The organism is Rhizobacter sp. P2_D12, from assembly GCF_056404395.1.
This window is the reverse complement of record NZ_JBFUEB010000003.1, coordinates 98,712-125,529: the sequence shown is the minus strand read 5'-3', so window position 1 is coordinate 125,529 and position 26,818 is coordinate 98,712. Positions and strand designations below refer to the sequence as shown.

20 protein-coding genes are annotated in these 26,818 nt (G+C 69.8%); 10 read left to right on the top strand and 10 right to left on the bottom strand.

What is annotated here, in order from left to right:
• Positions 1 to 296: 296 nt before the first annotated feature.
• From AC1DYN_RS01965 to AC1DYN_RS01955, 3 genes are all read left to right on the top strand, one after another.
• A complete protein-coding gene (locus AC1DYN_RS01965) occupies positions 297 to 2,435 on the top strand; it encodes a DUF1631 family protein (RefSeq protein ID WP_477957409.1) in 2,139 nt (712 codons plus the stop codon).
• Between the two features lie 2 nt (positions 2,436 to 2,437).
• Entirely contained in the window at positions 2,438 to 4,699 is a 2,262-nt protein-coding gene (locus tag AC1DYN_RS01960; protein WP_477957408.1) for a patatin-like phospholipase family protein, read from the top strand.
• A gap of 105 nt (positions 4,700 to 4,804) precedes the next feature.
• Entirely contained in the window at positions 4,805 to 5,062 is a 258-nt protein-coding gene (locus tag AC1DYN_RS01955) for a hypothetical protein (protein WP_477957407.1), read from the top strand.
• Between the two features lie 18 nt (positions 5,063 to 5,080).
• Here the strand turns inward: AC1DYN_RS01955 and AC1DYN_RS01950 are convergent, their stop codons facing one another.
• Together AC1DYN_RS01950 and yihA are read right to left on the bottom strand one after the other, a co-directional pair.
• A complete protein-coding gene (locus AC1DYN_RS01950; protein WP_477957406.1) occupies positions 5,081 to 5,980 on the bottom strand; it encodes an alpha/beta fold hydrolase in 900 nt (299 codons plus the stop codon).
• Positions 5,977 to 6,699, bottom strand: coding sequence for a ribosome biogenesis GTP-binding protein YihA/YsxC (gene yihA / locus AC1DYN_RS01945; protein WP_477957405.1), 723 nt, complete (start codon positions 6,697 to 6,699; stop codon positions 5,977 to 5,979). Before yihA ends, AC1DYN_RS01950 begins: the two co-directional genes overlap by 4 nt.
• An 80-nt stretch (positions 6,700 to 6,779) precedes the next feature.
• Between yihA and AC1DYN_RS01940 the strand changes: the two genes are divergently transcribed.
• Positions 6,780 to 7,409: a c-type cytochrome gene (locus AC1DYN_RS01940; RefSeq protein WP_477957404.1), complete on the top strand. Its 630-nt coding sequence runs from the start codon at positions 6,780 to 6,782 to the stop codon at positions 7,407 to 7,409.
• Here AC1DYN_RS01940 and AC1DYN_RS01935 read toward each other — a convergent pair.
• Genes AC1DYN_RS01935 through AC1DYN_RS01905 form a run of 7 tightly spaced genes read right to left on the bottom strand, consistent with a single transcriptional unit; the run spans position 7,388 to position 14,493 of the window.
• The gene (locus AC1DYN_RS01935; protein WP_477957403.1) at positions 7,388 to 8,398 is read right to left on the bottom strand and encodes an ABC transporter ATP-binding protein; all 1,011 of its coding nucleotides are present in this window, start codon (positions 8,396 to 8,398) and stop codon (positions 7,388 to 7,390) included. The genes AC1DYN_RS01940 and AC1DYN_RS01935 overlap by 22 nt on opposite strands.
• Positions 8,395 to 9,399, bottom strand: a complete 1,005-nt coding sequence (locus AC1DYN_RS01930) for an ABC transporter ATP-binding protein (RefSeq protein WP_477957402.1) — start codon at positions 9,397 to 9,399, stop codon at positions 8,395 to 8,397. The genes AC1DYN_RS01935 and AC1DYN_RS01930 overlap by 4 nt, the downstream gene beginning before the upstream one ends.
• The gene (locus AC1DYN_RS01925) at positions 9,399 to 10,319 is read right to left on the bottom strand and encodes a dihydrodipicolinate synthase family protein (RefSeq protein WP_477957401.1); all 921 of its coding nucleotides are present in this window, start codon (positions 10,317 to 10,319) and stop codon (positions 9,399 to 9,401) included. The genes AC1DYN_RS01930 and AC1DYN_RS01925 overlap by 1 nt, the downstream gene beginning before the upstream one ends.
• Positions 10,320 to 10,361: 42 nt before the next feature.
• Complete coding sequence (locus AC1DYN_RS01920) at positions 10,362 to 11,216, bottom strand: ABC transporter permease (RefSeq protein WP_477957400.1); 855 nt, start codon at positions 11,214 to 11,216, stop codon at positions 10,362 to 10,364.
• A gap of 17 nt (positions 11,217 to 11,233) precedes the next feature.
• Positions 11,234 to 12,184, bottom strand: a complete 951-nt coding sequence (locus tag AC1DYN_RS01915; RefSeq protein ID WP_477957399.1) for an ABC transporter permease — start codon at positions 12,182 to 12,184, stop codon at positions 11,234 to 11,236.
• Between the two features lie 21 nt (positions 12,185 to 12,205).
• A complete protein-coding gene (locus AC1DYN_RS01910) occupies positions 12,206 to 13,753 on the bottom strand; it encodes an ABC transporter substrate-binding protein (RefSeq protein WP_477957398.1) in 1,548 nt (515 codons plus the stop codon).
• A complete protein-coding gene (locus AC1DYN_RS01905; protein ID WP_477957397.1) occupies positions 13,744 to 14,493 on the bottom strand; it encodes a FadR/GntR family transcriptional regulator in 750 nt (249 codons plus the stop codon). The genes AC1DYN_RS01910 and AC1DYN_RS01905 overlap by 10 nt, the downstream gene beginning before the upstream one ends.
• Before the next feature lie 332 nt (positions 14,494 to 14,825).
• Here AC1DYN_RS01905 and AC1DYN_RS01900 point away from each other — a divergent pair, with 332 nt between their 5' ends.
• The 6 genes from AC1DYN_RS01900 to AC1DYN_RS01875 all read left to right on the top strand — a co-directional run bounded on the left by AC1DYN_RS01900 (position 14,826) and on the right by AC1DYN_RS01875 (position 21,041).
• Positions 14,826 to 15,830: a porin gene (locus AC1DYN_RS01900; protein ID WP_477957396.1), complete on the top strand. Its 1,005-nt coding sequence runs from the start codon at positions 14,826 to 14,828 to the stop codon at positions 15,828 to 15,830.
• Between the two features lie 24 nt (positions 15,831 to 15,854).
• On the top strand, positions 15,855 to 17,060 hold the full coding sequence (locus AC1DYN_RS01895; protein WP_477957395.1) for a hypothetical protein: 1,206 nt from the start codon (positions 15,855 to 15,857) through the stop codon (positions 17,058 to 17,060).
• 101 nt (positions 17,061 to 17,161) lie between these two features.
• Positions 17,162 to 17,521, top strand: coding sequence for a hypothetical protein (locus AC1DYN_RS01890; protein ID WP_477957394.1), 360 nt, complete (start codon positions 17,162 to 17,164; stop codon positions 17,519 to 17,521).
• Positions 17,522 to 17,601: 80 nt separating this feature from the next.
• A complete protein-coding gene (gene msrP / locus AC1DYN_RS01885; protein WP_477957393.1) occupies positions 17,602 to 18,594 on the top strand; it encodes a protein-methionine-sulfoxide reductase catalytic subunit MsrP in 993 nt (330 codons plus the stop codon).
• Positions 18,595 to 18,605: 11 nt separating this feature from the next.
• Entirely contained in the window at positions 18,606 to 19,280 is a 675-nt protein-coding gene (msrQ, locus tag AC1DYN_RS01880; protein WP_477957392.1) for a protein-methionine-sulfoxide reductase heme-binding subunit MsrQ, read from the top strand.
• Between the two features lie 57 nt (positions 19,281 to 19,337).
• A complete protein-coding gene (locus AC1DYN_RS01875; RefSeq protein ID WP_477957391.1) occupies positions 19,338 to 21,041 on the top strand; it encodes a GGDEF domain-containing protein in 1,704 nt (567 codons plus the stop codon).
• Positions 21,042 to 21,068: 27 nt separating this feature from the next.
• On the opposite strand, the gene uvrA is transcribed toward AC1DYN_RS01875, so the two are convergent.
• Entirely contained in the window at positions 21,069 to 26,783 is a 5,715-nt protein-coding gene (gene uvrA, locus AC1DYN_RS01870; RefSeq protein ID WP_477957390.1) for an excinuclease ABC subunit UvrA, read from the bottom strand.
• Positions 26,784 to 26,818: the final 35 nt, after the last annotated feature.

Here is a 26,818-nt window from a genome sequence, read left to right as displayed (position 1 = left end):
GGGCTACCAGTACGACCTGTCCAAGCGCACCAACCTGTACACCGCGGTGACGCGCTTCAAGAACGACGGCGACACCTACGCCAACCGCTGGGCCAGCGCCGTGCCGGCCGGCCTGACGACGGCTGATGATCGCAACATCACCGAGTTCACGGCTGGCATTCGCCACTCGTTCTAAGCCTCAAGCCGAAAGGCTCACGACAAAGCCCGCTCTGCGAAGAGCGGGCTTTTTTGCTTTCGGATTCATCCCCGATGACGCGGCGACGAACCTTTTCCGTCGGGAGCAGCACAATATCGGCATGCCGATCGCCCCCCTGCTCCAGCGCTTCATCGACGACGAACTGGGCCGTGCCCCCGACCTCATCTCGCGCACCACCGCCGCGATGGTCGAACAGCTGCGCCAGCCGCGCGACCAGTTGCTGGCCAGCGAGAAGCAGCACCACTTCGACCTGGTCGACGCGCTGCAGCGCCATGCGGGCCGCTTCCAGCGCAGCTTCGTCGACGCGCTGCGCGAGCGCGTGCTCGAAGAGCTGGAGCCCGCCGCAGACACCGCCCCCGGCGCCGGGCCGCGCAGCATGAGCGGGCTGCAGCTGATGGACGAAGGCCGCGTCGAGGCCGACATCGAGATCTCGCGCGCGGTGCAGCAGATCGACACCGGCACCGAGTGGGAGCTGCGCGAGCTGCAGACCTTCACGTCGACGCTGCGCGGCCAGACCCACACCACGGCCGAATCCAACCCGCTGCGCCCGCTGGCCTATGCGCGCGCGCTGTGGACCGCCGCCGGCGACGTGACGACCATCCCGGTGCAGCAGGCCATCCTGCTGCGCATCTCGTCGACCGTGATGACCGGCCTGCTGCGCATGGCCTGGGCCGCCGCCTGCTCGCGGCTCGAAGCGCAGGGCATCGAGCCGAGCATCTACCGCACGGTGGTGTTCGCACCCGGCGCCGGTGCGGCGCGCAAGCCGCAGGTCGACGTGACCCTGCCGGGCGCGCTCGAAGGGCTGGTGCGCAGCATGCCCGGCGGCGACGCCGCGCCGTCGCCAGCGGCCAGCGGCAGCGCACGGCAGGCGGCGCTCGGACCGGCGCTCGAACAGGCACTCTCGCGCATCGAGGCCATGCTCGACCGGCTGCCGGCCGACCCGCAGCGCGAGGGCACGCCGTCGTCGCGCCTCGCGGAGTACCGCGGCTCGCTGCTGAGCGCCGCCGACGAGACGGTCGAGCGCCAGATCATCGAGCTGCTGTCGCGCCTGTTCGAGAGCATCCTTGCCGACCCGATGCTGCCGCAGGCGCTGCGCACGCTGATGGGACGGCTGCAGGTCTCGACCTTGCGCGTCGCATTGCGCGACCCGCGCATGATGGAGATCCACGACCACCCGGTGTGGCAGCTGATGGACCGCGTCGCCGGCGCCGCGGTGGCCTACCCGCAGCACGGCGATCCGCGGCTCGCGCGCTTCCTCGAATTCTGCGAAGGCCTGGTCGGCGAGATGCTGGCCGAGCCGCTGCAGGACGCGGCGCTGTACCGGCGCAGCCTGGCGCGCGTCGAGGCCTGCGTGGCCGAACAGCTGCGCCACGAGCAGGTGGCCGCGCGCGGCACCATCGCGACGCTGGTGACGGCCGAGCAGCGCGAGCGGCTGCAGCGCGAGCTGTCGCACCGGCTTGCCGAGCAGATGGCAGCGATCCGCACGACGCCGGCGATCCGCCGCTTCGTCACCGGCACCTGGGCGCGCGTGCTGGCCGAGGCCTTCACCCGCTTCGGCGACCAGGCCGAGCCGAGCCGCCACTACGTCAAGGCGGTCGACGACCTGCTGTGGAGCCTGCGCCTGCCCGATCACCCGCAAAGCCGGCTGCGCCTGCTGGGCATGCTGCCGGGCCTGTTGAAGCAGCTGCGCGCCGGCATGGCGCTGGTCGACGTGCCGGCCGAGGAACAGCAGGCCGTGCTCGACGAGCTGGTCGCGATCCACAGCGAGGCCATGAAACCCGGCAGCCGCGCCCCGGCAGCCCCCGAGCGCGAGGCCACGCCGGACGAGATCGTGCGCCGCATGCGCGAGGAAACCGTCGAGCCGCCACCCGACACCGGCGCGCCGTTCAGCGATTCGCTGATCGACCTCGGGTCGATGGACACCGTGCCGGCCGAATGGCTGCCGAGCGGCCCCGTGCCCGACGGCAACGAGCCGGCCGCCTGGGTCGCGAGGATGAAGGTCGGCCTGCCCTACCGCGTGTTCCTGCTCGGCCGCTGGAGCCACATGCGGCTGCTGTGGCGCAGCGAGAGCGGCCAGCTCTACCTGTTTGCCGGCGAGCAGGCCGGCGACACCCATTCGGTCACGCAGCGCGCGCTCGAGCGCCTGCGCGGGGCCGACCTGCTGATCTCGCTGTCCGACTACTCGCTGGTGCAGCGCGCGGTCGACGGGATGCTGCGAAGCCTGGCCACGCTGCGCTGACCATGGTTCCCGCAGGCAGGTTGCGCGCGATGCGCGGGGGGATGGTGCTGTTCGCATTCCTGGTGACGGCGATGCTGGCCCGTGCGGCCGACCCGCAGCCACCGGCCCGGCCGCGCATCGGCCTGGTGCTGTCGGGCGGCGGCGCACGCGGCCTGTCGCACGTCGGCGTGCTGAAGGTGCTGGAGCGCGAGCGCGTGCCGATCGACGTGATCGCCGGCACCTCGATGGGCGCGATCATCGGGGGCCTGTATGCGAGCGGCATGGACGCCGGCACGCTGGAGCGCGAGCTGCTGAAGGTCAACTGGGACGCGGTGTTCGCCAACCGCGTCGACCGCCAGCAGCTGTCGCAGCGGCGCAAGGAGGAAGACTTCGAGATCTCGCCGGTGATCGAGTTCGGCATGCGCGACGGCGAATTGCGCGCGCCGCTCGGCGCGCTGTCGGGCCGCGGGCTGGAGACGCTGCTGCGCCGCTACACGCTGCCGGTGCGCGCGGTGCGCGATTTCGACCGCCTGCCGATCCCGTTCCGCGCCGTCGCCACCGACATGGAAGACGGCCGCGCGGTGATCCTGAGCCAGGGCGACCTGGCGCTCGCGCTGCGCTCCAGCATGAGCGTGCCGGGCGTGTTCCCGCCAACCGAGATCGACGACCACATCCTCGGCGACGGCGGCCTGGTCAACAACGTGCCGGTCGACGTCGCGCGCTCGCTGGGTGCCGACATCGTGATCGTCGTCAACATCGGCACGCCGCTGGCCGGGCGCAAGACGCTCGGTTCGGTGGGTGGCCTGACGGCGCAGATGATCAACATCCTGACCGAGCAGAACGTGCGGCGCAGCCTGGAATCGCTGACCGGCCGCGACGTGCTGGTCTCGCCGCAGCTGGGCGAGCTGACCTCCGGCGACTTCGGCAGGACGCGCGAGCTGATCGCGCTCGGCGAGCAGGGCGCCGAGCAGCTCGCGCCGCGGCTGGCCGCGCTGTCGCTGGCGCCCGAGGCCTATGCGCAATGGAAGGCCGGCCACCCGCGCGAGCCGGTGCCGCAGGCCACGCTCGGCTTCGTCGAGTTCGAAGGCAGCCGCCTGACCAACCCGAAGCGCTTCGCCGCGCAGCTCGAATCGACGCCCGGCCAGCCCTTCGATGCCGCCAAGGCCGAGCGCGACGCGCGCCGGCTGGCCGCGAGCGGCGACTACGTGCGCGCCGACTACGAACTGGTGTCCACCGACCGCGGCGACGGCCTGGTCTTCGACCTGGAGGACAAGCCCTGGGGCCCGCACTACTTCCGCGTCGGGCTGGACATGAACACCGACTTCAGCGGCCGCAGCGCCTTCAACCTGAAGATCAGCCACAACCGCCACTGGCTGGACAGCAACGGCACCGAATGGCGCAACCAGCTGCAGATCGGCGAGGTGCCGCGGCTGTTCACCGAGCTCTACCACCCGCTGAACTGGACGCTGGGCATCTCGAACGACTGGTTCGTCGCCGGCTACGGCGAGATCGAGCGGCGCAAGGTTTCCGTCTACAACGGCGCGACCGGCTCCGAGCGCGGCCGCTTCAACCGCAGCAGCGGACGCTTCGGCGTCGACCTGGGCCAGCCCTGGGGCCAGTTCGGCGAGTTGCGCATCGGCCTCACGCACCTGACGCTGCGCAACGAGCCCGAGATCCTGTCGGCCGACTACACCGGCCCGCGCGAGACGGTGACCACCGACGAGTCGGGCCTGCGCATGGGCGTGGTGGTCGACCAGCTCGACTACGCGAACTTCCCGCTGCACGGCTACCGCTTCCAGGGCGAGGTCGTCACCGGCCGGCGCAGCGACACCTTCACCGGCAGCGAGTCGGAGCGCTTCACCCGCATCGAGACCGAGGGCACGGTCGTCGGCAGCTGGGGCGCCCACACGCTGAATGCGCTGGCCCGCGTGCAGCACGCCGACCAGCGCTCGGCAACCGGCCTGGGCCGCTACACGCTGGGCGGTTTCCAGCAGATGTCGGGCTACCTGCCGGGGCAGATCGAGGGCAACTACCTGGTGTTCGGCCGGCTGGCCTACTACCAGCGGCTGGACTACACGCCGGTGCTCACCCGCGGGCTGTTCGCCGGCGGCTCGCTGGAAGCCGGCAACGCCTGGGAGTTCAGCAGCGAGGTGAAGGCCAACGACCTGCGCAGCGGCATGAGCCTGTTCGTCGGGGCCGACACCGGCATCGGTCCGCTGTACCTCGGGTTGACCTGGGCACCGCGCGGCAGCGCCGGCGTGTACCTGTTCATCGGCCGACCGTGACGGAAGAGACACCGCGACGGGGTGTCCTGCCGCGTTCGGGGGGATGCCAAGCGCCGGTGCCGTTCCTAAACTGGCCTCCAGCAAGAGCAGTTGGACGAGGCAACCATGACGGACAGCGAATTGATGCGGATCGGCGACGGCAGCGTGGAGTCGTCCGAAGGTTGGGCGGTCCACTTCCTGGGGCCGGAGCTGCTGGAGTATTGCAGCGGGCACTCGGCCTGCCTGGTCAACGTCGAGTACTCGCCGGCGAAACGGGCCCGGCAGATCTTCGCGACGGAGTCGTCATCCGACCTGTTCCCGATGCTGCGCGAGCACCTGGTGTCAGCCTCCCGGCTGCTCGAAGGACGCTACGTGGTCGTGTAACCCGGATGCCCATCCGGGCTACGTCAATGCCCGCTCGATCTCAGCAGCGACCAAGGCCGGCATCTCGTGCACGATCCAGTGCGTCGCCCCCGGCACCCGGGTCACGGTCAGCGTCGGCACGAACATCTCCAACCCCTCCAGCAGCGACGCAGGCAAGGCGGTATCGGCATCGCCCCAGATCACATGCGTCGGCACCGTGACGGTGACGAACTCGGGTGGGAAGCGCAAGGTCAGCACCGGCGAGTCCGGCCCGGTCGGCGGGCGCAGCGGCGACGCACGGTAGTAGTTCAGCGCCCCGGTCAGGCCATGGCGCCACACCTCGCGGTACTGTTCCTTCACGGCCGGCGTCAGCCAGCCGCCGCCGGGATGCGCCGGATCCTGCGCCCCCATGCGCGTGAAGGCCGGCCACAGGCCCGCGAAATCGTCGGCCGACAGCTCGGCCTCGGCCTGCGGGCGGCTCCAGGTGTTCATGTAGGCACTGGCCGCCTGCTGCTGCGGGTCGGTCTGCAACGCGTGCAGGAAGGTCCCGGGGTGCGGTGAATTGACGATCACCAGGCGCTCCAGCGCCTGCGGATGCTGCACCGCAAGATTCCACGCCACCGCGCCGCCCCAGTCGTGCGCCACCAGCGCGGCCAGCGGGGCGGTGGTTTCGAGCGCGACCAGCGCCAGCAGGTCGGTCACCAGGTGCTTCGCGCGGTAGGCCTCGACCTGCGGCGGCGCCGACGAGCGCTCGTAGCCGCGCAGGTTCGGGGCGATGCAGCGGTAGCGGCCGCCGAAGTGGCGCAGCAGCCCGTCCCAGACGAAAGCCGCCTCGGGAAACCCATGCAGGAAGACGATGACCGGTGCGCCGCGCGGGCCGCTGGCACGGCAGCTGAGCGTGATGCCGTGCGGCAGCGCCGCGTCGAAGGTCTCGATCATGCGGCCGCCGGGTGGACCCAGTCGCGCAGCACGCAGGCCGCGTCGCCGACGCCGGCCTTGCTGAGCGCCGAGAACAGCGCGATGCCGATGTCGGCCTCGTCGCTCGACAGCTCGCCCAGCACCGCCTGGGTGGCGGCAAGCGCCGCGCCCGCCTCGCGGCGGTTCAGCTTGTCGGCCTTGGTCAGCAGCACCAGCAGCCGCACCTCGCCGGTGCCCACCCGAGGGGCGACGAATTCGAGCAGGTTGCGGTCCAGTTCGGTCAGGCCGAGGCGCGAATCGACCATCAGCACCACGCCCGACAGGCTGCGGCGCACCTGCAGGTAGTTGGCCATCACCTCCTGCCAGCGCTGCTTGGCCGAGCGCGCCACCGCCGCGTAGCCGTAGCCCGGCAGGTCGGCGAACAAGGCGTCCGGCACGTCCTTCGGGCCGAGCTCGAACAGGTTGATGTGCTGGGTGCGCCCGGGCGTCTTGGAAGCGAACGCGAGCCGCTTCTGCTGCGTCAGCGTGTTGATCGCGGTCGACTTGCCGGCGTTCGAGCGGCCGACGAAGGCGATCTCGGGCAGCTCGGTCTGGGGCAGCTGGTTCAGCTGGCTGGCGGTGGTCAGGAAGCGGGCGGTGTGGGTCCAGGCGAGGGCGCTTTTGTGCGCCGCAGCCTGCGCCGCGGACGCGTCGCCAGCGTCGTCATCGACCGGCGTGCCGGATTTGTTTTGCTCGGTCATGGAGGGCACCAAAAACTTGCATTGTAAAATCGCCGGGTTTTGCACCTGAAAACGCGTCCAGCCAACCACCCCAAGAAGCCATGATGCCTGTTGCCACCTTCCTGTCGAGTCTGCTGTTGGCCGCCGCGCTGGTGGCACCCGCTGTTGCCAACGAACCTTCCAAGGCCGCCAAGCCCGACGTCGCGAAAGGCCAGGCCATCTCGACCAACGTGTGCGCCGCGTGCCACGCCGCCGACGGTTCGCGCGGCAGCCCGGCCAACCCGATCCTGCAGGGGCAGCACCCCGAATACCTGGTCAAGCAGCTGGCCGAGTTCAAGGAAGGCAAGCGCGACAACCCGGTGATGAAGGGCATGGCCTCGACGCTGAGCGAGGAAGACATGCGCAACGTCGCCGCCTTCTACGCCTCGAAGGACGCCAAGCCCGGCTTCGCGAAGAACAAGGAATCGGTCGCCCTGGGCGAGAAGATCTACCGCGGCGGCATCGCCGACCGCGCGGTCCCGGCCTGCGCCGGCTGCCACAGCCCGACCGGCGCCGGCATCCCCGCCCAGTACCCGCGCGTGCGCGGCCAGCACTCCGACTACACCGAGGCGCAGCTGATCGCCTTCCGCGGCGGCCAGCGCAAGAACAGCCCGCAGATGACCGGCGTCACCGCGAAGATGAGCGACAAGGAAATCAAGGCGGTCGCCGACTACATCGCCGGCCTGCGCTGAGCATCGGCCTGCGGGGCCGCCTGCAGCAGGCACGCCACCCGGTGCCCGGCGCCGCAGTCGATCGCCGGCGGCACCTGGGCTGAGCACGCCGGCATCGCCTGCGGGCAGCGCGTGTGGAAGACGCACCCGGCCGGCGGATCGAACGGGCTCGGGATCTCGCCGGCCACGGGCGCCTCGTCGTCCAGCGATGCCTCGGCATCGACGGCCGGCGAACTGCGCCACAGGGCCTGCGTGTAGGGATGCAGGCCGCCGGTGGCGATCGCGTCGCGCGGGGCCTGCTCCATCAGCCGGCCCAGGTACAGCACCAGCACGCGATCGCACAGCGTCTCGACCATCGGCAGGTCGTGCGAGATGAAGATGATGGACAGGTCGAACTGCTGCTTCAGGTCGAGCAGCAGGTTGACGATCTGCGCCTTGACCGAGGCGTCCAGTGCTGCCACGGCTTCGTCGGCAATCAACACCTTCGGCTTCAGCGCCAGCGCCCGCGCGATCGCCACGCGCTGCTTCTGCCCACCCGACAGCTCGTGCGGATGGCGCGCCAGCACCTCGGGCGGCAAGCCGACGGCCGCCAGCAGGCCGTCGATCTCCGCCTGCTGCTGCGCGTGCGTGCCGCGCCGGTGCAGCACGAACGGCTCATGCAGGCTTTGCGCGATCGTCATGCGCGGGTTCAGGCTCGCATTCGGGTCCTGGAAGACCATCTGCACCTCGCCGCACAACTGCCGCGCCGCCGCGCCGCGGTGTTCGTCCAGCGGTACGCCCTGGTAGCGGATGGTGCCGCTGCTCGGTGCCACCAGGCGCATCGCGAGCTTTGCGAGGCTCGACTTGCCGCAGCCGGATTCGCCGACGATGCCGAGCACCTCGCCGCGCTTCAGCGCGAACGACACGTCGTGCAGCGCGCCCAGCGAACGGGCCTTGCCGAGCCAGCCGCTGCGCACCGCGAAGCGCAGCCCGACCCGGTCGAAGCTGAGGAGCGTGTCGTCGGCCGTCATGCCACGCTCCGCAGCGGATCGGGATGGTGGCAGGCCACGGCATGCGCCTCGTCGCCGACCACCCATGCCGGAAAGGTGCTGAAACAGGCGGGACCGGCCTGCGCGCAACGCCTGGCGAAGCCGCACCCGGGTGCAGCCCCGCTCGGTTCGACCTGCCCGGGGATGCCCTGCAGCCGCCCGCGCAGCCTCGGATCGGGCACCGCCGCCAGCAGGCCGCGGGTGTACGGGTGCCGCGGCTGCGTGAACAGCGTGCGCTTGTCGGCGACCTCCACCAGCCGGCCGCCGTACATCACCGCGACGCGGTCCGCGATCTGCGACACGACGCCCATGTCGTGCGTGATGAACAGCACCGCCATCCCCATCTCGCGCTGCAGGCGCCGGATCAACCGCAGGATCTGCGCCTGCACCGTGACGTCGAGCGCAGTGGTCGGCTCGTCGGCGATCAGCACCGAGGGCCGGCAGGCCAGCGCCGACGCGATCATCACGCGCTGCCGCATGCCGCCCGACATCTGGTGCGGGTACTGGATCGCGCGGGTCTCGGCCTCCGCGATGCCGACCTGCCGCAGCAGCTCGATCGCACGCCGCCGCGCCTCGCCGCGCGAGCACAGGCCGTGGGCCAGCAACGGTTCGGCGATCTGGTCGCCGACGCGCTGCAAGGGATTGAGCGAGGTCATCGGCTCCTGGAAGATCATGCCGAGCTCGCGCCCGCGCACGCGCCGCATCGCATCCGCGCCGAGCGACAGCAGCTCGGTGCGCCGCCCGTCGCGCCCGGTCAGCCAGGCCTCGCCGCGCAGCGACGCCGACGCCGGCAGCAGCCGCATCAGCGAGTGCGAGGTGACCGACTTGCCACAGCCCGATTCGCCGACCAGCACCAGCGTCTCGCCGCGGCGGATCGAGAAGCTGGCGTCGTTCACCGCGGTCACCGCGCCCGCCCCGGCGGCCGCGCTGCCGAACGAGGTGCACAGGCCGCGCACGTCGAGGACGGTGTCGCGATCGGCCATCACAGCATCCCGGTGTCGACCAGGATCTGCCGCACCCGGGCCACCGCCGCGTCCGGCAGCAGGCGGTTCGGGCGCCCCATGTGACGGTGCTCGATCAGCCCCATCAGCTGCATCGCGGTCTTGAAGCCGCCGACGCCGGAGGCTCCCATGCTGGTGTGCGGCAGGCCCTGGAACACGATCTGGAACAGCGCGATCAGGCGCTCCTGTTCCTTGCGCGCCGCGGCCCAGTCGCCGCGCCGCGCCGCGTCGTACAGGCGCACGTAGCCGGCGGGGTCGACATTGCCCAGGCCCGGCACGCAGCCCGCGGCGCCGCCCAGCAGCGCACAGTCGGCGACGATCTCGGAACCCGTGAGCACCGCGAAGCCGGGTCGGTCGGCATGGTCGAGCATCACCATGCGCAGGTTGCCGTCGTCGCCGCTGCTGTCCTTCAGCGCCGCGATCATGCCGCGTGCGGACATCTCGGCGATGGTCTCGCGTGCCAGCTTCACGTTCACGCAGACGGGGATGTCATAGGCGATGAGCGGCAGCGCCACCGCATCCTTGACGTACGCGAAGTGATCGACGATCTCGGGCTGGCTGGTGCGCGTGTAGTACGGCGCGGTGACGACCAGGCCGTCGACGCCCGCGGCCTGCGCCTGCCGCGCATGCGCGATCACGTGGTCCGTCGTCGCGTCCATCACGCCGGCGACGACCGGCACGCGGCCCCGGGCTTCGTCCAGCGCCACCTCGAGCACGTCGGCGCGCTGCTGCGGACCGAGGAACACGCATTCGCTGGTCGAACCGAGCAGGAACAGGCCGTGCACGCCGCCGTCGAGCAGGTGGCGGACCACCTTGCGCAGGCTGGCCTTGTCGACCTGGCGGTCGCTGGTGTAGGGCGTCGCGACCGGCGGGATGATGCCGTGCAGTTCGAGGGATGGCATGGAAGGTCTCCGGGTTGAAGCTCGGGGGTTGGATGAAGGAGTTCAGGCGTCGGCCTTCGGATCGACCAGCTGGCGCAGGCCGTCGCCGATGTAGTTGACGGCCAGTGCGGTGCCGACGATGCACAGGCTGGCCGGCAGCCAGATCCACGGGTATTGCTTCATCACGGCCGCCTCGCGCGCGATGCCGACCAGGCTGCCCCAGCTGGCATCGGGCAGTTGCACGCCCAGCCCCAGGAAGCTCAGCCCGGCCTCGGCCATGATCGCGGTGACGAAACCCAGCGAGGTGAACACCACCAGCACGTCGACGGTGTTCGGCAGGCAGTGGCGCAGCAGGATGTAGGCATGCCCGGCGCCCAGCGTGCGCGCGGCAGCGACGTAGTCCATCTCGCGCACGCTCAGCACCCGCGCCCGCACCAGCCGGCACACCAGCGGCCACGACAGGAGGCCGATGATCAGCATCGTCTTGCCGGTGCCCGGCCCGATGACGGCGGCCAGCGTCAGCAACACGATGATCGGCGGGAAGGTCATCACCAGGTCGACCACGCGCATCACCAGCATGTCGACGCGCCCGCCGAAATAGCCCGCCAGCCCGCCCAGCACCGTGCCGATCAGCAGCGCCAGCAGCACGCTGCCGGCGCCCACGCCGATCGACACCCGGCCGGCGGCCAGCGTGCGCGCCAGCATGTCGCGGCCGGTCTGGTCGGTGCCCAGCCAATGGGTGGCCGACGGCGGGCGCAGCGTGGCCGAGAGGTCGATGGCGTTCGGATCGGCGTCCAGCAGCAGGCGCGACAGCAGGCACAGCGCACTGATCAGCACGAAGGCGACGAGGGCCGCCAGCGCGAAGCGGTTGCGGCTGAACTTGCGCCACGCGGTGGCGGATGGGCGGGTGGACGGCATGGGTGGGGGCGGCTGCATCAGCGCAGCGTGATGCGCGGATCGATCCACGAATAGACGATGTCGGTGAGCAGATTCACCGCCAGGATGGCCAGGGCCATGAACAAGGCGATGCCCATGATCAGCGGGTAGTCGCGGCTCTCGATGCCGTCGAGGAACAGCGTGCCCATGCCGGGCCACGAGAACACCGTCTCGACGAACACCGCGCCGCCGAGCAGCGAGCCGAAGCTCGCGCCGATGACGGTGACCAGCGGGATCAGCGCGTTCGGGAACGCGTGGCGCAGCACCACGGCATGCGCCGGCACGCCCCGCGCGGTGGCGGTGCGGATGAAGTCCTGGCCCAGCGCCTCGAGCATGCCGGCGCGCGTGTAGCGCGTGAGGATCGCGACGAACTGGATCGACAGCGCGCCGGCCGGCAACACCAGGTGGGCGGCGATGTCGCGCCAGTCGCCGCGGCCCGGCGTCGAATAGCCGCCGGCCGGGAACCAGCCGGCCTGCAACGCGAAGAGGTACAGGCACACGATGCCGACCAGGAAGGCCGGGCTGCTGATCGCAAGATAGGACAGCAGCGACAGCGCATGGTCGAGGGCCGAATTGGCGCGCCGTGCCGACACGATGCCCAGCGCAATGCCCAGCAGCGAGCCGCCCAGCAGGCCGGCGCACGCGAGCATCAGCGTCGGCGGCACGCGGCGCGCGATCTCGTCCAGCACCTTGCTGCCGTCCTTGTAGCGCAGCCCCAGGTCGCCCTGCGCCACCTGCTGCACCCACATCGCGAAGCGCACCGGCAGCGGGCGATCGAGGCCCAGCTCGTGCCGCAGCGCCTCTTTCTGCACGTCGCTCAGCGTCGCCGTCGGCGGCACGAAGGCATCGACCGGGTCGCCCGGCGCCAGGTTGATCAGCACGAACACCGACACCAGGATGGCAAACAGCGTCGGCACGTTGACGAGAAGGCGGTTCAACAGGTACTTCATCGCGGACTGCCGGGAGGAAGATCAGCGCAGCGACCAGCGCTCGGGGTAGTCCTGGTAGCGGCCGCCACCCGGCGCGGGCGTCCACAGCGCCCCCTGCACGTTGCGGGCGAAGCCGCCGAAGCGGTTCGCGGTCCACAGCGGCAGCAGCGGCAACTGCGTGTTGGTCAGCTTGCACATCTGCTTGTAGACCTCGGCGCGCTTGCCCTCGTCGACCTCCTGCTGGCCGGCGCCGATCAGCTTGTCGAGCTCGGGAATGCTGATGCGCATCCGGTTCAGACCCTTCGGCGGGGCATAGTTCGAATCGAGCACGGTGTTCAGCACGCTCGGGTCCGGGCCATTGCCCTGCCCCGCGAACACCAGCGAGAACTTGCCGGCGTCGACGATCTGGCTGTAGGTGGGCGTGTCGACGAAGCGCGGCTTCACGGCCACGCCGACGCCGGCCAGCATCGCCTGGATGGCGGCCAGCACGTCCTTCGAGAGCTGGTCGCTGTAGTAGGTGAGCAGCTCGACCGGCTCGCCCTTGCTGAGCTTGCTCCAGCCGGCTTCCTCGAGCAGCGCCCGCGCCTTGGCCACGTTGGTCTCGTAGCGCTCCAGGTAGCCGGGGACGTACTTCGGCAGCGTCAGCACGCAGTTCCCCAGCCGTGCGTTGCCGCCGTAGATGCTCTTGACGATCGCCGCGCGGTCGATCGCGAGCAGCAGCGCGCGGCGCACCCGGATGTCCTGGAACCGCGGGTCGCCGTTGTTGAACCCGATGTAGTTCAGCACGTTCGACGGCCCCGACACCACGTCGAAGACCGCGTGGGACTGGTTCTCCTTGACCTGGTCCAGCGTCAGGTAGGTGTGCTGGATCTCGCCGGCCTGCAGCGCGATGGCGGCCGAGCTGACGTCCTTGAAATAGCGGTTGACGAGCTTGTCGAGCTTCGGGCGGCCGCGGTGGAAGTCCTTGTTGGCCTCGAGCTCGACGTACTGGTCGGGCAGGTACTTGATCCAGCGGAACGGACCGCTGCCGACCGGCGACTTCCACCAGTCGGCGTTGCGCAGGTCCTTGGGCGCCATCTTCGCCAGCAGGTGCTCGGGCAGCATCATGATGCTGGTGAAGGCATCGGGCAGCGTCACGTCGGGCGATTTCAGGCCGATCGCCAGCGTCAGCTCGTCGACCACCTTGACCTCGGCGACGGCTTCGAGGCGGCCGGCGAACACGCTGGCCGAATCCGGGTGGCGCACCAGGTCCAGCGTGAACTTGACGTCGCGCGCGCCGAGCGGCTTGCCGTCATGCCACTTGACGCCGCTGCGCAGCTTGACCGTCAAGGTCTTGCCGTCGGCCGCATAGGCCCAGCTCTCGGCCAGGTCGCCGGAGATCTTCTGCAGGCCGACGTCATACAGCGTCAGCGTGCTGAAGTACTTGTTGTAGAAGCCGAAGCCGGCCGGCGCGACCAGCGGGTTGAACTTCTGCGGGTTGCCGCCCGGGCCCACGTCGAACGCACCGACGAAGGTCTGGGCAGTGGCCGCGAACGGGACGGCGGCACAAGCGGACAGCAGGCCTGCGAGCAGGCGGAGATTCACGGGCATGGACGGCACCTTTGCGGGCTTGGGTTCGCGGGTTGCGGGTCGCGGGGGTCCTGGGGATCGCGTGGAAAGCGCGTCAGGAGGTACTGGAAATGCTTGCGGTGCGCCGCCAGCAGGCCCAGCGCATCGCGCCGTTCCAGCATGTCGACGATCTGCAGGTGATCGGCGGCGCGGCTTTCGAGCACCCACAGGTCGGCAGCCCCTTCGGCGCTGCCGTTCATGCGCCGGAAGGCCTCCCAGAAAAGGTCGATCAGCGAATCGAGAAAGCGGTTTCCGAGGCAGCGGTACATCTCGGCATGAAAGGCCCGGTCTTCGTCGCCGAAGTTCTCGCCGGCCTTCGCCTTGGCGGCCATCCGGTCGGCCAGCAGGCGCAGCTTCTGCAGGGCATCGGCGGAAATGTGGTTGACGACGTCGAGCACCGCGCCGAATTCGAGGTACGAGCGCACCTGCAACAGGCCTTGAACCTGCGAATGGGTGGCGCACATCGCATAGGGCAGGTTCTCGAGGATCGAGTCGAAGGAAAACTCCTTGACGAACACGCCCTCGCCGTGACGCGTCTCGACGATGCCCAGCGAATCGAGTGCTTTCAATGCCTCGCGCAGCGCCAGGCGGCCAATGCCGATTTCCTGTGCGAATCGCTCTTCGGCCGGCAGCGCGTCCCCGGGCTTCAAGCCATGCCGCTCGATATATTCCTTGATATCGATCTGGGCTTGGCGATAAACCGGGACCTTGGTCACAGACATACTGGGCCGCTGAAGCGGATTCGTGCAATGGGAGGCAGACTACGCCCGAGGTCCTCTGATGTCAAAGCGGTACAAATGTCAGGTATCCAATGATGCAACTTCATGGATTCCCTTGCCGGCCACCATATTCGCCGACAGTGGCCACAAACTAAGGCACATAAATCACCAGTACATACGTATCCAGTTCATATATCAATATTCCACTCCTCAGATCTCTGCCTCAGAATTTTCGGACGGGATCGCTTGGCCGGACGGTTCATTCCACATACCCGCGCCGAGGATTCCAACGCAGGAATATCCCCCCTTTTTTCTTCCCCTGAGGAGTCCCCGGCATGAACAAATCTCTCGCGGCTGCTGCCGCCTTCGTGATGGGCGCCGGCGGCGCCATGGCGCAGTCGTCGGTCACCATTTCCGGCCTGATCGACGTCGGCGTCACCCACAACGACAACACCGCGAACGCCGCGCACTGGAAGGTGGCCCGCGGCAACAACAACCGCTTGATCTTTCGCGCCACCGAAGACCTGGGCGGCGGCCTGTCCGCCACGGCGGCGCTGCAGCACCGCTTCGATCCCGACACCGGGACGACCGAAAGCACCGTGCGCCCGTTCTGGCAAGGCGAAAGCCGCGTCGGCTTGCGCAGCGACCGGCTGGGCTGGCTGCGCCTCGGGCGCGGGCTGACGCCGGTGCAGGACCCGAACGGCCGCATCGAGGTGTTCGGCGTCACGACGGTGGCCAACACGCAGGACTGGATCACGGCCTACTACAAGTCGGTCGACGACGTGAGCAAGTCGCTCAGCGCGGCCGGCGTCTCGCCCGCACTCGCCGGCGGCGAAGCGCGCTGGGACAACGCGGTGTTCTACGACACGCCGAACCTGGGCGGCGTGGTCGCCCGCTTCGCGATGCAGGCCGAGCACTCCGAATTCACCAAGCCCTTCAGCGCCTCGGTCACCTACGAAAGCGGGCCGGCGTTCGCGATGCTCGGCTACGAGCGCAACAACCGCGACACCCGGTTCATCCAGATGGGCGGCGTCTACGACTTCGGCGTGGCCAAGCTGATCGGCTCGTACGCCATCAACGACCCCGAAGGCGACCTGAAGATCACCGCCTGGGGCATCGGCCCGCACGTTCCGCTGGGCGGCCCCTTCACCCTGCGCGCCGCCATTGCGCAGGCCAAGTCGAATGCAACCGGCACCGTCACCTCGAAGAAAGCCGGCGCCGGCCTGCTGTACGCCTTCAGCAAGCGCACCTCGGTGTACACCGACGTGGCGCGCAGCAACCCGTTGACGAGCAGCACCTCGCTGACCGAGGTCGACCTGGGCATCGCCCACACGTTCTGACGCCGCCGCGTTCGAGGAGACACCATGCCACACCGCAAACTCATCGGCCTCGCCGCCCTCGCCCTGGGAACACTCGGGTTCGCCGCCCCCGTCCTCAGCCAGCCGCTCGGCTTCACCTGGCGCGAGCTGCCCTCGATCCCCGCCAACCGCGCCGACTGGTCGGAGGCGATCCCGGTCAAGGCGGCCTGGTGGCGGCAGATCGGGCTGGCCGGGCCGATCACCGGCGTGCACCGCGACCGGCTGCTGGTCGGCGGCGGCGCCAACTTCCCCGAGCCGGGGCAGACCGCGACGCGCGCCAACACGCTCGGCAAGGTCTACTGGGACGAGGTGTTCGTGATGGACCTCGCCGGCAAGACCTGGCTCGACAAGCGCTTCAAGCTGCCGCGCGCGCTGGCCTACGCGTCGACGGTCAGCCTGCCCGAAGGCGTGCTGGTGATCGGCGGCGAAGGGCACGACGCCCCCAACGGCAATGCGAAGTCCAAGCTGAAGCTGTTCGCCGACGTGTTCCTGATGAGCCTGGATGCGGCCGGCGACCGGCTCGACATCAAGCCCTACCCGAGCCTGCCGCGCGGCATGAGCTATTCCGCCGCGGCCCTGGTCGGCCGCACGGTGTTCGTGCAGAGCGGCGCCGATTTCCTCGCGCTCGACCTCGATGCGCCCGATGCCGGCTGGAAGGCGCTGCCGACCTGGCCGGGCGAACCGCGCGACCTGGCGCTCGCGGCCGGTGTCGACGGCAAGTTCGTGCTGGCCAGCGGCCGCCACAAGAAGGACGGCAGCTGGCTGGTCCACCAGGACGCCTACGCCTTCGACCCGAAGGCGGGCAGCTGGTCGCGGCTGCCGGACATGCCCTACCCGGCCCAGGCCGGCGAAGGCTTCGCTGTGCAGGACCGCTACTTCGTGGCGCTGGGCGGCGACCGCGACATCGAACGCTGGAACATGTTCGTGGCCCTCGAAGGCGAGCGCGGCAAGGCGGAAAAGGGCAGTGCGCAGTGGCAGCAGGCCAACACCGCCATCACCTTCATGCAGGATCACCACACCGGCTTCAACCAGGGCATCCTGGTCTACGACACCAAGACCCGGGCCTGGGCCGAAAGCGGTTTCCTGCCCGCGGCCGGCCCCGTGACCACGCAGCCGGTCAGCTGGAAGGGCGAACTGCTGCTGGTGTCCGGCGAAGTGGCACCCGGCAAGCGCACGCCGAAGATCTGGGCCGGGCTGCCCGTGAAGAAATAGGCACGGAATGGGCACGGCGGCCGGACGGCGTTCCTCTTGTTGAGGAGGCGCCGGACCGGGTGCGCGACTATAGTGCAACGATCGCCACTGCGATCGTCCTCATGCCCTACATCCGACGCGGCCCCGACGGCCAGATCGACAGCCTGCACCGGCACCCCGGGGAAGGCACGGAGTTCGTCCCCGAAGGCCATCCCGAATTGATGGCCTTCATCGGCCATGGTGCGGTGGCCAGCGATTTCGGCAAGCTCGACGCCGACTTCGTGCGCGTGATCGAGGACGTGATCGACACGCTGATCGTCAAGAACGTGATCAACATCACCGACCTGCCGGGCGAGGCGCAGGCCAAGCTGTTCGCCCGCAAGAGCTTCCGCGAACGGGCCGCGCGCAACTCGCTGCGGCTGTTTTCCGACACGCAGTTCGGCGCCGTCATCGACGACACCAACTTCGGCGAACTCCCTTAGGGTCGCGGAACTGCTGTAAGGTCGCCGGCTCGAACCGCGACTGACCGGCAACGCGCCCTCCAGGCGTCCCAGGAGTTTCCATGCATTACCGCCCGAACCGCGGCTTCGACCACGCGGTCCCGTCCGAGATCACCCCACGCAGCATCTACGAGCGCCGCCGCGACCTGCTCAAGCTGATGGCCCTGGGCGCCGGTGGCGCGGCGCTGTCCGGCTGGGCCGCGCGCGACGCGTTCGCCCAGGCGGCCCGCCCGAACAAGCTCGGCGCGCTGCCCGGCACGCGCAGCACGGTGCCAGGCGCGATCACGATGGAAAAGCTGACCGCCTACAACGACGTCACCAGCTACAACAACTACTACGAGTTCGGCACCGACAAGGCCGACCCGGCCCGCAACGCCGGCTCGCTGAAGACCCGCCCCTGGACGGTGGCGGTCGAAGGCGAGGTGAAGAAACCCAAGGTCCACGACCTCGACGAGCTGCTGAAGCTCGCGCCGATGGAAGAGCGCGTCTACCGGCTGCGCTGCGTCGAGGGCTGGTCCATGGTGATTCCGTGGGTCGGCTATTCGCTTTCCGAATTGATCAAGCGGGTCGAGCCGACCGGCAATGCCAAGTACGTCGAGTTCGTCACGCTGGCCGACTCGAAGCAGATGCCCTACCTCGGCTCGCGCGTGCTGTCCTGGCCGTACGTCGAAGGCCTGCGGCTGGACGAAGCGATGAACCCGCTGGCCCTGCTCGCCTTCGGCCTCTACGGCGAGGTGCTGCCGAACCAGAACGGTGCGCCGGTGCGGCTGGCCGTGCCGTGGAAATACGGCTTCAAGAGCGGCAAGTCGATCGTCAAGATCCGCTTCACCGACAAGCAGCCGGCCACGTCGTGGAACCACGCGGCGGCGCAGGAGTACGGCTTCTATTCCAACGTCAACCCGAACGTCGACCACCCGCGCTGGAGCCAGGCCACCGAGCGGCGCATCGGCGAGGACGGGCTGTTCGCGAAGAAGCGCGCGACGCTGCTGTTCAACGGCTACGAAGCCCAGGTCGGCCAGCTGTACGCCGGCATGGACCTGAAGAAGCTGTTCTGAGCGGGGTCCCCATGGAATCCGCCGTGCTGTCGCCCGCCCCATCCGCCGCCGTGCGCCGCAAGCCCTGGCTGCTGCATCCGGCCGCCAAGCCGCTGCTGTTCGTGCTGGGCCTGCTGCCCTTCGCCTGGCTGTTCTACGGCGCCGCCGCCAACACGCTGGGCGCCAACCCGGCCGAGGCGCTGATCCGCTCGACCGGCGACTGGACGCTGCGCTTCCTGTGCATCACGCTGGCCGTCACGCCGCTGCGCATCATCGCCGGCCAGCCGGCCCTGGCCCGCTTCCGGCGCATGCTGGGGCTGTTCGCGTTCTTCTACGTCGTGCTGCACTTCCTGGCCTATGCGTGGCTGGACATGGGCCTGGACCTGGCGGTCATCGCGCGCGACATCCCGAAGCGCCCGTTCGCGCTGGTCGGCTTCCTGGCCTTCCTGCTGATGATCCCGCTGGCCGCCACGTCGTTCAACCGTGCGATCAAGGCCCTGGGCGCCAAGCGCTGGCAGGCGCTGCACAAGAGCGTCTACGCAATCGTGCTGCTGGGCCTGCTGCACTTCTTCTGGATGAAGGCGGCGAAGAACAACTTCGCCGAGGTGGCGGTGTACGCCGCGATCATCGCCGTGCTGCTGGGCTGGCGCGCCTGGCATGCCTGGCATGGCAGGCGCCCGGCCGGGCCGGGATCGCGCCATCCGTGACGCCGTTCCGGGTGCGTGGCTGGCGCGCTCGCGCCGGGGCACGCACAATCGGGACACATGCTGTCCCAGGCCGCTCCCACCCCCACCCCCCGCGAGGTCACCGATGCCCGCCGCGTCGTCACGCTGATCGCCGATTCGCAGGCGGCACACGACGCCGGCCAGCACCAGCAGGGCCTGGCGATCGCCGAACGGGCGCTGGCCGCCGCCACCGCCCTCGGCGAGCCGCTGGTGCTGGCGCGCGTGCACACGCTGATGGCCAACCACCGCTGGCGGCTCGGGCTGTTCGAACCCTCGGTGCAGTCGGCGCGCGAGGCGCTGGCGTTGTGGCGTGCGGCCGGCCGCATCGACGAGCAGTGCGACACGCTGTGCCTGCTGGCCATCTCGTTCAGCGAGATCGGGCTGCAGGAAGAAGCGCTGAAGCACGCCACCGCGTCGTTCGAGCTGGCGCGCGAGCACGGGCGCGGCCTGGCGATGGGCGTCGCGCTCAACCGCATCGGCATCTGCTACGACCGGCTGGGCGACGCGGTGCAGGCCGAAAGCTTCCTGCTGCAGTCGCTGGGCATGGCGCGCGAGCACGGTGGCCACGGCGACCGCATGCTGGCGCTGAACAACCTCACCGCCACCGCGATCAGCGCCTACTACCAGGCCCAGCTGCGCGGCGACGAAGCCGCCAGCCAGCAGGCGCTGCAGCGGGCGCGCCAGTACGGCGGCCGCGCGCTGTCGCTGGCGCGCCGGCATGGCGACGTCTACCGCGTCAGCGTCACGCAGGGCAACCTGGGCGAGGCCCTCGGGCTGGCCGGTGATTACGCCGAGGCCCGCCAGTTGCTCGACGAGGCGTTGGCCACCGCGGTCCAGAACGGCTTCCGGGCGGTGGTGCTGCGCATGCGGCACAACATCGCCGAGGTGCTGCTGCGCGAAGGCCGCAACGAAGAAGCCATCACCGAGCTGACCGCCACGCTGCAGTCGCTGACGCAGATGGACCACGAGACCACGCGCATGCGGGTGCATTCGGCGCTGCACCGGGCCTACAAGGCGACGCGGCAGTTCGAGCCGGCGCTGCTGCATTGCGAAGCGCACCACCAGATCGAGATGCGCCGCGTCGCGCAGCAGAGCAAGGCGCAGGCGCGGCTGATGGTGAACCGCATCGACGTCGAGCGCGCACTGATCGACGGCGAGCGCGCCCGGCTCGAGGCCGAGCTGCAGCGCCTGCGCACGCAGCAGCTCGAAGCGGAGAAAGAGGTGCTGGAACAGCGCACGGCCGAGCTGCACCGCGAGACGCTGGAAGACCCGCTGACCGGCCTGGCCAACCGCAGGCACGTGGACGCCACGCTGCCGCTGCTGATCGAGCGTTCGCGCGGGCAACTGCAGCCGCTGGCGCTGGCGATGGCCGACCTGGACCATTTCAAGCTCGTCAACGACCGCCACGGCCATGCGGTGGGCGACGAGGTGCTGCGCACCGTCGCGCGGCTGTTCGGCGACAAGACCCGCGCGCGCGACCTGCTGGGCCGCTGGGGCGGCGAGGAGTTCGTGCTGGTCTTCGTCGACACGCCGGCCGACACCGCGCTCGAGATCTGCGAGCGGCTGCGCAGCACGGTGCAGGCCTACCCGTGGAGCCGGATCTCGCCGGGGCTGGAGGTGACGCTGAGCCTCGGCCTGACCCATGCGCAGGCGACCGACAACGCGCTCGAGCTGGTCGAGCGCGCCGATGCGGCGCTGTACGAGGCGAAGCGGCTGGGCCGCAACCGCCTCGTCACAGGCTGATCCCCCGAGGCCAATCGGGTCAGTGCATCAAACTCGCGAAAGCACCGGCTTCAACGCCGCCCCCGTGTGGCTGGCCCGCGTCTTGACCAGCAGCTCCGGCACGCCGTTCACCACCACCGTGCCGCCGCGAACGCCCCCTTCCGGCCCCATGTCGATGACCCAGTCGGCCTCGGCGATGACATCCAGGTCGTGCTCGATCACCACCACGCTGTGGCCGCCGTCGACCAGCCGGTGCAGCACGCGGATCAGCCGCTCGACGTCGGCCATGTGCAGCCCCACCGTCGGCTCGTCCAGCACGTACAGCGTGTGCGGCGCCTTGTTGCCGCGCCGCGTCACGTCGTCGCGCACCTTGGTCAGCTCGGTGACGAGCTTGATGCGCTGCGCCTCGCCGCCCGACAGCGTCGGCGACGGCTGGCCCAGCGTCAGGTAGCCCAGGCCCACGTCCTTCATCAGCTGCAGCGGGTGCGCGATGTTCGGCATCGACGCGAAGAACTCCACCGCCTCGTCGATCTCCATCTGCAGCACGTCGCCGATGCTCTTGCCGCGCCAGCTCACCGCCAGCGTCTCGGCATTGAAGCGCTGGCCATGGCACACGTCGCACGGCACCTTCACGTCCGGCAGGAAGCTCATCTCGATGGTGCGCATGCCCTGCCCCTCGCAGGCCGGGCAGCGGCCGTCGCCGGTGTTGAAGCTGAAGCGCGCCGGCTGGTAGCCGCGCGCACGCGATTCCAGCGTGTCGGCGAACAGCTTGCGGATGGTGTCCCAGAAGCCGATGTAGGTGGCCGGGCATGAACGCGGCGTCTTGCCGATCGGCGTCTGGTCGACCTCGAGCACGCGGTCGATGAAGCCCCAGCCGTCGATCTTGTCGCAGCCCTGCCAGTTCGGCTTGCCGCCGCGCAGGTTGATGAACTGCAGGTTGGCCAGCAGCACGTCGCGCGCCAGCGTCGACTTGCCGGATCCGCTAACGCCGGTGACGGCCACCAGCCGCTTCAGCGGCAGGTCCACCGTCACCTGCTGCAGGTTGTGCAGCGACGCGCCGTGGATCGTCAGCAGCCGGTTGGTCTCGCCCTCCTTGGCCGAGTGCTGCGCCACCGACGCCAGGAAGGCATCCACCTCGCGCCGCGCCTTCAGCGGGTGCAGCAGCGGCTTCGCGAGGAAGCGGCCGGTCACCGACTCGCCGTTCTTCGCCAGGTCGGCGGCCGTGCCCTCGGCCACCAGCCGGCCGCCGCGCTTGCCCGCGCCGGGCCCGATGTCGATGATGTGGTCGGCGCGGCGGATCGTGTCCTCGTCGTGCTCCACCACCACCAGCGTGTTGCCCTTGTCGCCCAGCTTGTGCAGCGCATCGAGCAGGATCTGGTTGTCGCGCGGGTGCAGGCCGATGGTGGGCTCGTCCAGCACGTAGCACACGCCCTGCAGGTTGCTGCCCAGCTGCGCCGCCAGCCGGATGCGCTGCGCCTCGCCGCCCGACAGCGTCGGCGCGGCCCGGTCCAGCGTCAGGTAGCCGAGGCCGACTTCCTCCAGGAACTCGAGCCGGCTCGCGATCTCGCTGACGACGTCGCGCGCGATCTCGGCATCGCGCCCTGCCAGCTTCAGCGCCTGCACCCACTTGCGCGCGTCCGCCACCGACCACTGCGCGATCCAGGCGATCGAATGCCCGTCGAACGTGACGCCGCGCGACACCGGGTTCAGCCGCGTGCCGCTGCAGGTCGGGCACGGCTCGTCGATCACGCCCTCGACCTCCATCTCCTCCGACGGGAAGCTCTGCTCGCGGCCCTTGTTGTCGTCGTCGCGCACCGAATCGTCGTAGGCCTTGCGCTGCTCGCGCGTCAGCGCGAGGCCAGTGCCGACGCAGGTGGTGCACCAGCCGTGCTTGCTGTTGTAGCTGAACATGCGCGGGTCCAGCTCGGGGTAGCTGGTGGCGCAGACCGGGCAGGCGCGCTTGGTCGAGAACACCTTCACCTCGCCGACCTTGCGCGTCGGCGTGCCGGCCAGCATCGCGCCGCGCAGGCCCTTCAGCGGCGTCAGCAGGTGCATCACGCCCTTGCCCAGCTCCAGCGCCTGGGCCAGCAGCGCGCGCAGCTCGGCCTCGTTGTCGGGGCCGATCACCAGGTCGCCCACCGGCAGCTCGACGGTGTGCTCCTTGAAGCGGTCCAGGCGCGGCCATGGGTCGACGCTCAGGAAGTCGCCGTCGACGCGCAGGTGGGTGTGGCCGCGCGCCTTGGCCCACTTGGCGAGATCCGTGTAGACGCCCTTGCGGTTGACCACCAGCGGCGCCAGCAGCCCGACGTGCTCGCCCTTGTGGTCGCGCAGCAGCTGCGCGGCGATGCTCTCGACGCTTTGCGGGCGCACCGGCGCGCCGTCGTTGACGCAGTGCTGGATGCCCAGCTTCACGTACAGCAGGCGCAGGAAGTGCCAGACCTCGGTGGTCGTCGCCACCGTGCTCTTGCGCCCGCCGCGGCTCAGCCGCTGCTCGATCGCCACCGTCGGCGGGATGCCGTACACCGCATCGACCTCGGGCCGCCCGGCCGGCTGCACGATGCTGCGGGCATAGGCGTTCAGCGATTCGAGGTAGCGCCGCTGGCCCTCGTTGAACAGGATGTCGAACGCCAGCGTGCTCTTGCCCGAGCCCGACACGCCGGTGACCACGCTGAACTTGCCGCGCGGGATGCTGACGTCCAGCGACTTCAGGTTGTGCTCGCGCGCGTTGACGATGCGGATCGATTCGTCGCGCTTCTCGTCGCGCAGGCGCTTGACGACGTACTGCAGCGGCACGCCCTCTTCCACCTTGTGCTCGCCCAGCCGCATCGAGACGTCGTACTCGGCCAGCGCGCGGCCGGTGTGCGAGGTCGGGTGCAGCTTCACGTCCTCCGGCGTGCCGGTGCACACCACCAGGCCGCCGGCCTCGCCGCCTTCGGGGCCGAGGTCGATCAGCCAGTCGGCGGCGCGGATCACGTCCAGGTTGTGCTCGATCACCACCAGCGAATGGCCGGCGTCGAGCAGCTTGCGGAAGGCCCGCATCAGCTTCGCGATGTCGTCGAAGTGCAGGCCGGTGGTCGGCTCGTCGAACATGAACAGCGTGCCCTTCTTCGCCAGCGGCTGGCGGCTCGCGCTGGTGGTCTGCGCCGCCTCGGCCAGGAAGCCGGCCAGCTTCAGGCGCTGCGCCTCGCCGCCCGACAGCGTCGGCACCGGCTGGCCCAGCTTCACGTACTCCAAGCCCACGTCGACGATGGGCTGCAGCACGCGCAGCACCTCGCGGTCCTGCGCGAACATCTGCACCGCCTCGCTGACGGTGAGCTCCAGCACGTCGGCCACGCTCAGCTCGCGCGCAACCTCGCCCGGCAGTCGGCGCTCGATCTTCACGTCCAGGATCTCGGCGCGGTAGCGGCGCCCATCGCAATCCGGGCAGCGCAGGTACACGTCCGACAGGAACTGCATCTCCACGTGCTCGAAGCCCGAGCCGCCGCAGGTCGGGCAGCGGCCGTCGCCGGCGTTGAAGCTGAACATGCTGGCGCTGTAGCCGCGCTGCCCGGCCAGCGGCGACTGCGCGAACAGCTTGCGGATCTCGTCGAACGCGCCCACGTAGCTGGCGGGGTTGGAACGCGCGGTCTTGCCGATCGGCGACTGGTCGACGAACACCGCGTCGGTCAGCCAGTCGGCGCCGAGCAGGCGGTCGTGCTCGCCGGGGGTCTCGGTGGCCTTGCCGAAGTGGCGCGCCAGCGCCGGGAACAGCACGTCCTGCATCAGCGTGCTCTTGCCCGAGCCGGAGACGCCGGTCACGCACACCAGGTGCTGCAGCGGGAACTCGACCGTCAGGTTCTTCAGGTTGTGGTCGCGCGCACCTTCGACGATCAGCTTCGGCGTGGCCTCGGTCACCAGCCGCTTCAGGCCGCCCATGCCGACCTGCTTGCGCGCGCCCAGGTAGGCGCCGGTCAGCGTGTCGGCGCGGCGGATCTCTTCGGGCGTGCCGTCGAACACGATGTTGCCGCCGCGTTCGCCCGGGCCCGGGCCCATGTCGATCAGGCGGTCGGCGGCCAGCATCACGGCCGGGTCGTGCTCGACGACGACCAGCGTGTTACCGGCGTCGCGCAGCCGGTGCATGGCCTCGACGATGCGGTTCATGTCGCGCGGGTGCAGGCCGATGCTGGGCTCGTCGAGCACGAACATCGTGTTCACCAGCGAGGTGCCGAGCGCCGTCGTCAGGTTGATGCGCTGCACCTCGCCGCCGCTCAGCGTGCGGCTCTGGCGGTCCAGCGTCAGGTAGCCCAGGCCCACGTCGCACAGGTACTTCAGCCGGGTGCGGATCTCGTCCAGCAGCAGCTTCAGCGCGTCGTCGAGCATGGTGCTCGGCAGCGTCAGGCCGTCGAAGAAGCGGCGGATGCGCTCGATCGGCATCAGCATCAGGTCATGCACCGTCAGGCCGGGCAGCGCCTCGAGCCGGGCGCGCGTCCACGCGGTGCCCTGCGGCAGGAAGCGCTTGCCGGACGGCAGCACCGCATCGGCATCGGGCCGGCTGCCCAGGCGCCACAGCAGGGCCTCGGTCTTCAGGCGCGCACCGCCGCAGGTGGTGCAGGGCGTGTAGCTGCGGTACTTCGACAGCAGCACGCGGATGTGCATCTTGTACGACTTGCTCTCCAGGTACTCGAAGAAGCGCTTGATGCCGTACCACTGCTTGTTCCAGTTGCCGTTCCAGTGCGGCGACCCGTTGAGGACCCAGTCGCGCTGCGCCTCGCTCAGCTGCGACCACGCGGCATCGCGCGGGATGCCGGCCTCGGCGGCGTACTTCAGCAGGTCGTCCTGCGAATCCTTCCAGGCCGGGGTCTGGATGGTCTTGATCGCGCCGGAACGCAGCGTCTTGCGGTGGTCCGGGATCACCAGGCCCCAGTCGACGCCGATCACGCGGCCGAAGCCGCGGCAGGTCTCGCAGGCGCCCATCGCGGAGTTGAACGAGAACAGCGCCGGCTGCGGCTCGCTGTAGCGCAGGTCGCTGTCGGGGCAGTGCAGGCCGGTGGAGAAACGCCACAGCTGCGGCTCGCCCTCTTCCGCCAGCACGTAGACATTCACCCGCCCGCTGCCGCGCTTGAGCGCCGTCTCGATCGCCTCGACCGCGCGCACCTTCTCCGTGCCCTGCAGCCGGAAGCGGTCGGCCACCACGTCCAGCACCTTGCGCGGCCCGGTGGGCGTCGCCACCTCGCGCTCGGCCTGCACGCGCGTGAAGCCGGCAGCGGCCAGCCACTGCTCGATCTCCTCGGGCGTGGTCTGGGCCGGCAGCTCGACCGGGAAGGTCACCACCAGCCGCGGATCGCCCTGAACCGTCCGGCTCATCAATTCGGCGTAGATCGTCTCCGGCGAGTCATGCCGCACCGCCTGCGCCGTCTGCTTGTCGAACAGCTCGGCCGCCCGCGCGTACAAGAGCTTCAGGTGGTCGTTCAGCTCGGTCATCGTGCCCACCGTCGAGCGCGAGGTGCGCACCGGGTTGGTCTGGTCGATCGCGATCGCCGGCGGCACGCCGTCGACGCGGTCGACCGCCGGGCGGTCCATGCGGTCGAGGAACTGCCGCGCGTAGGCGCTGAAGGTCTCGACGTAGCGCCGCTGCCCCTCGGCATACAGCGTGTCGAACACCAGGCTGGACTTGCCCGAGCCCGAGGGCCCGGTCACCACCGTCATCTCGCCGGTGCGGATGTCGAGATCCAGGTTCTTCAGGTTGTGCTGACGTGCGCCGCGGATGCGGATGACACCGGACATGGGGAGGGCTTTCGAAAGGCGAAGCGGAAGATTCT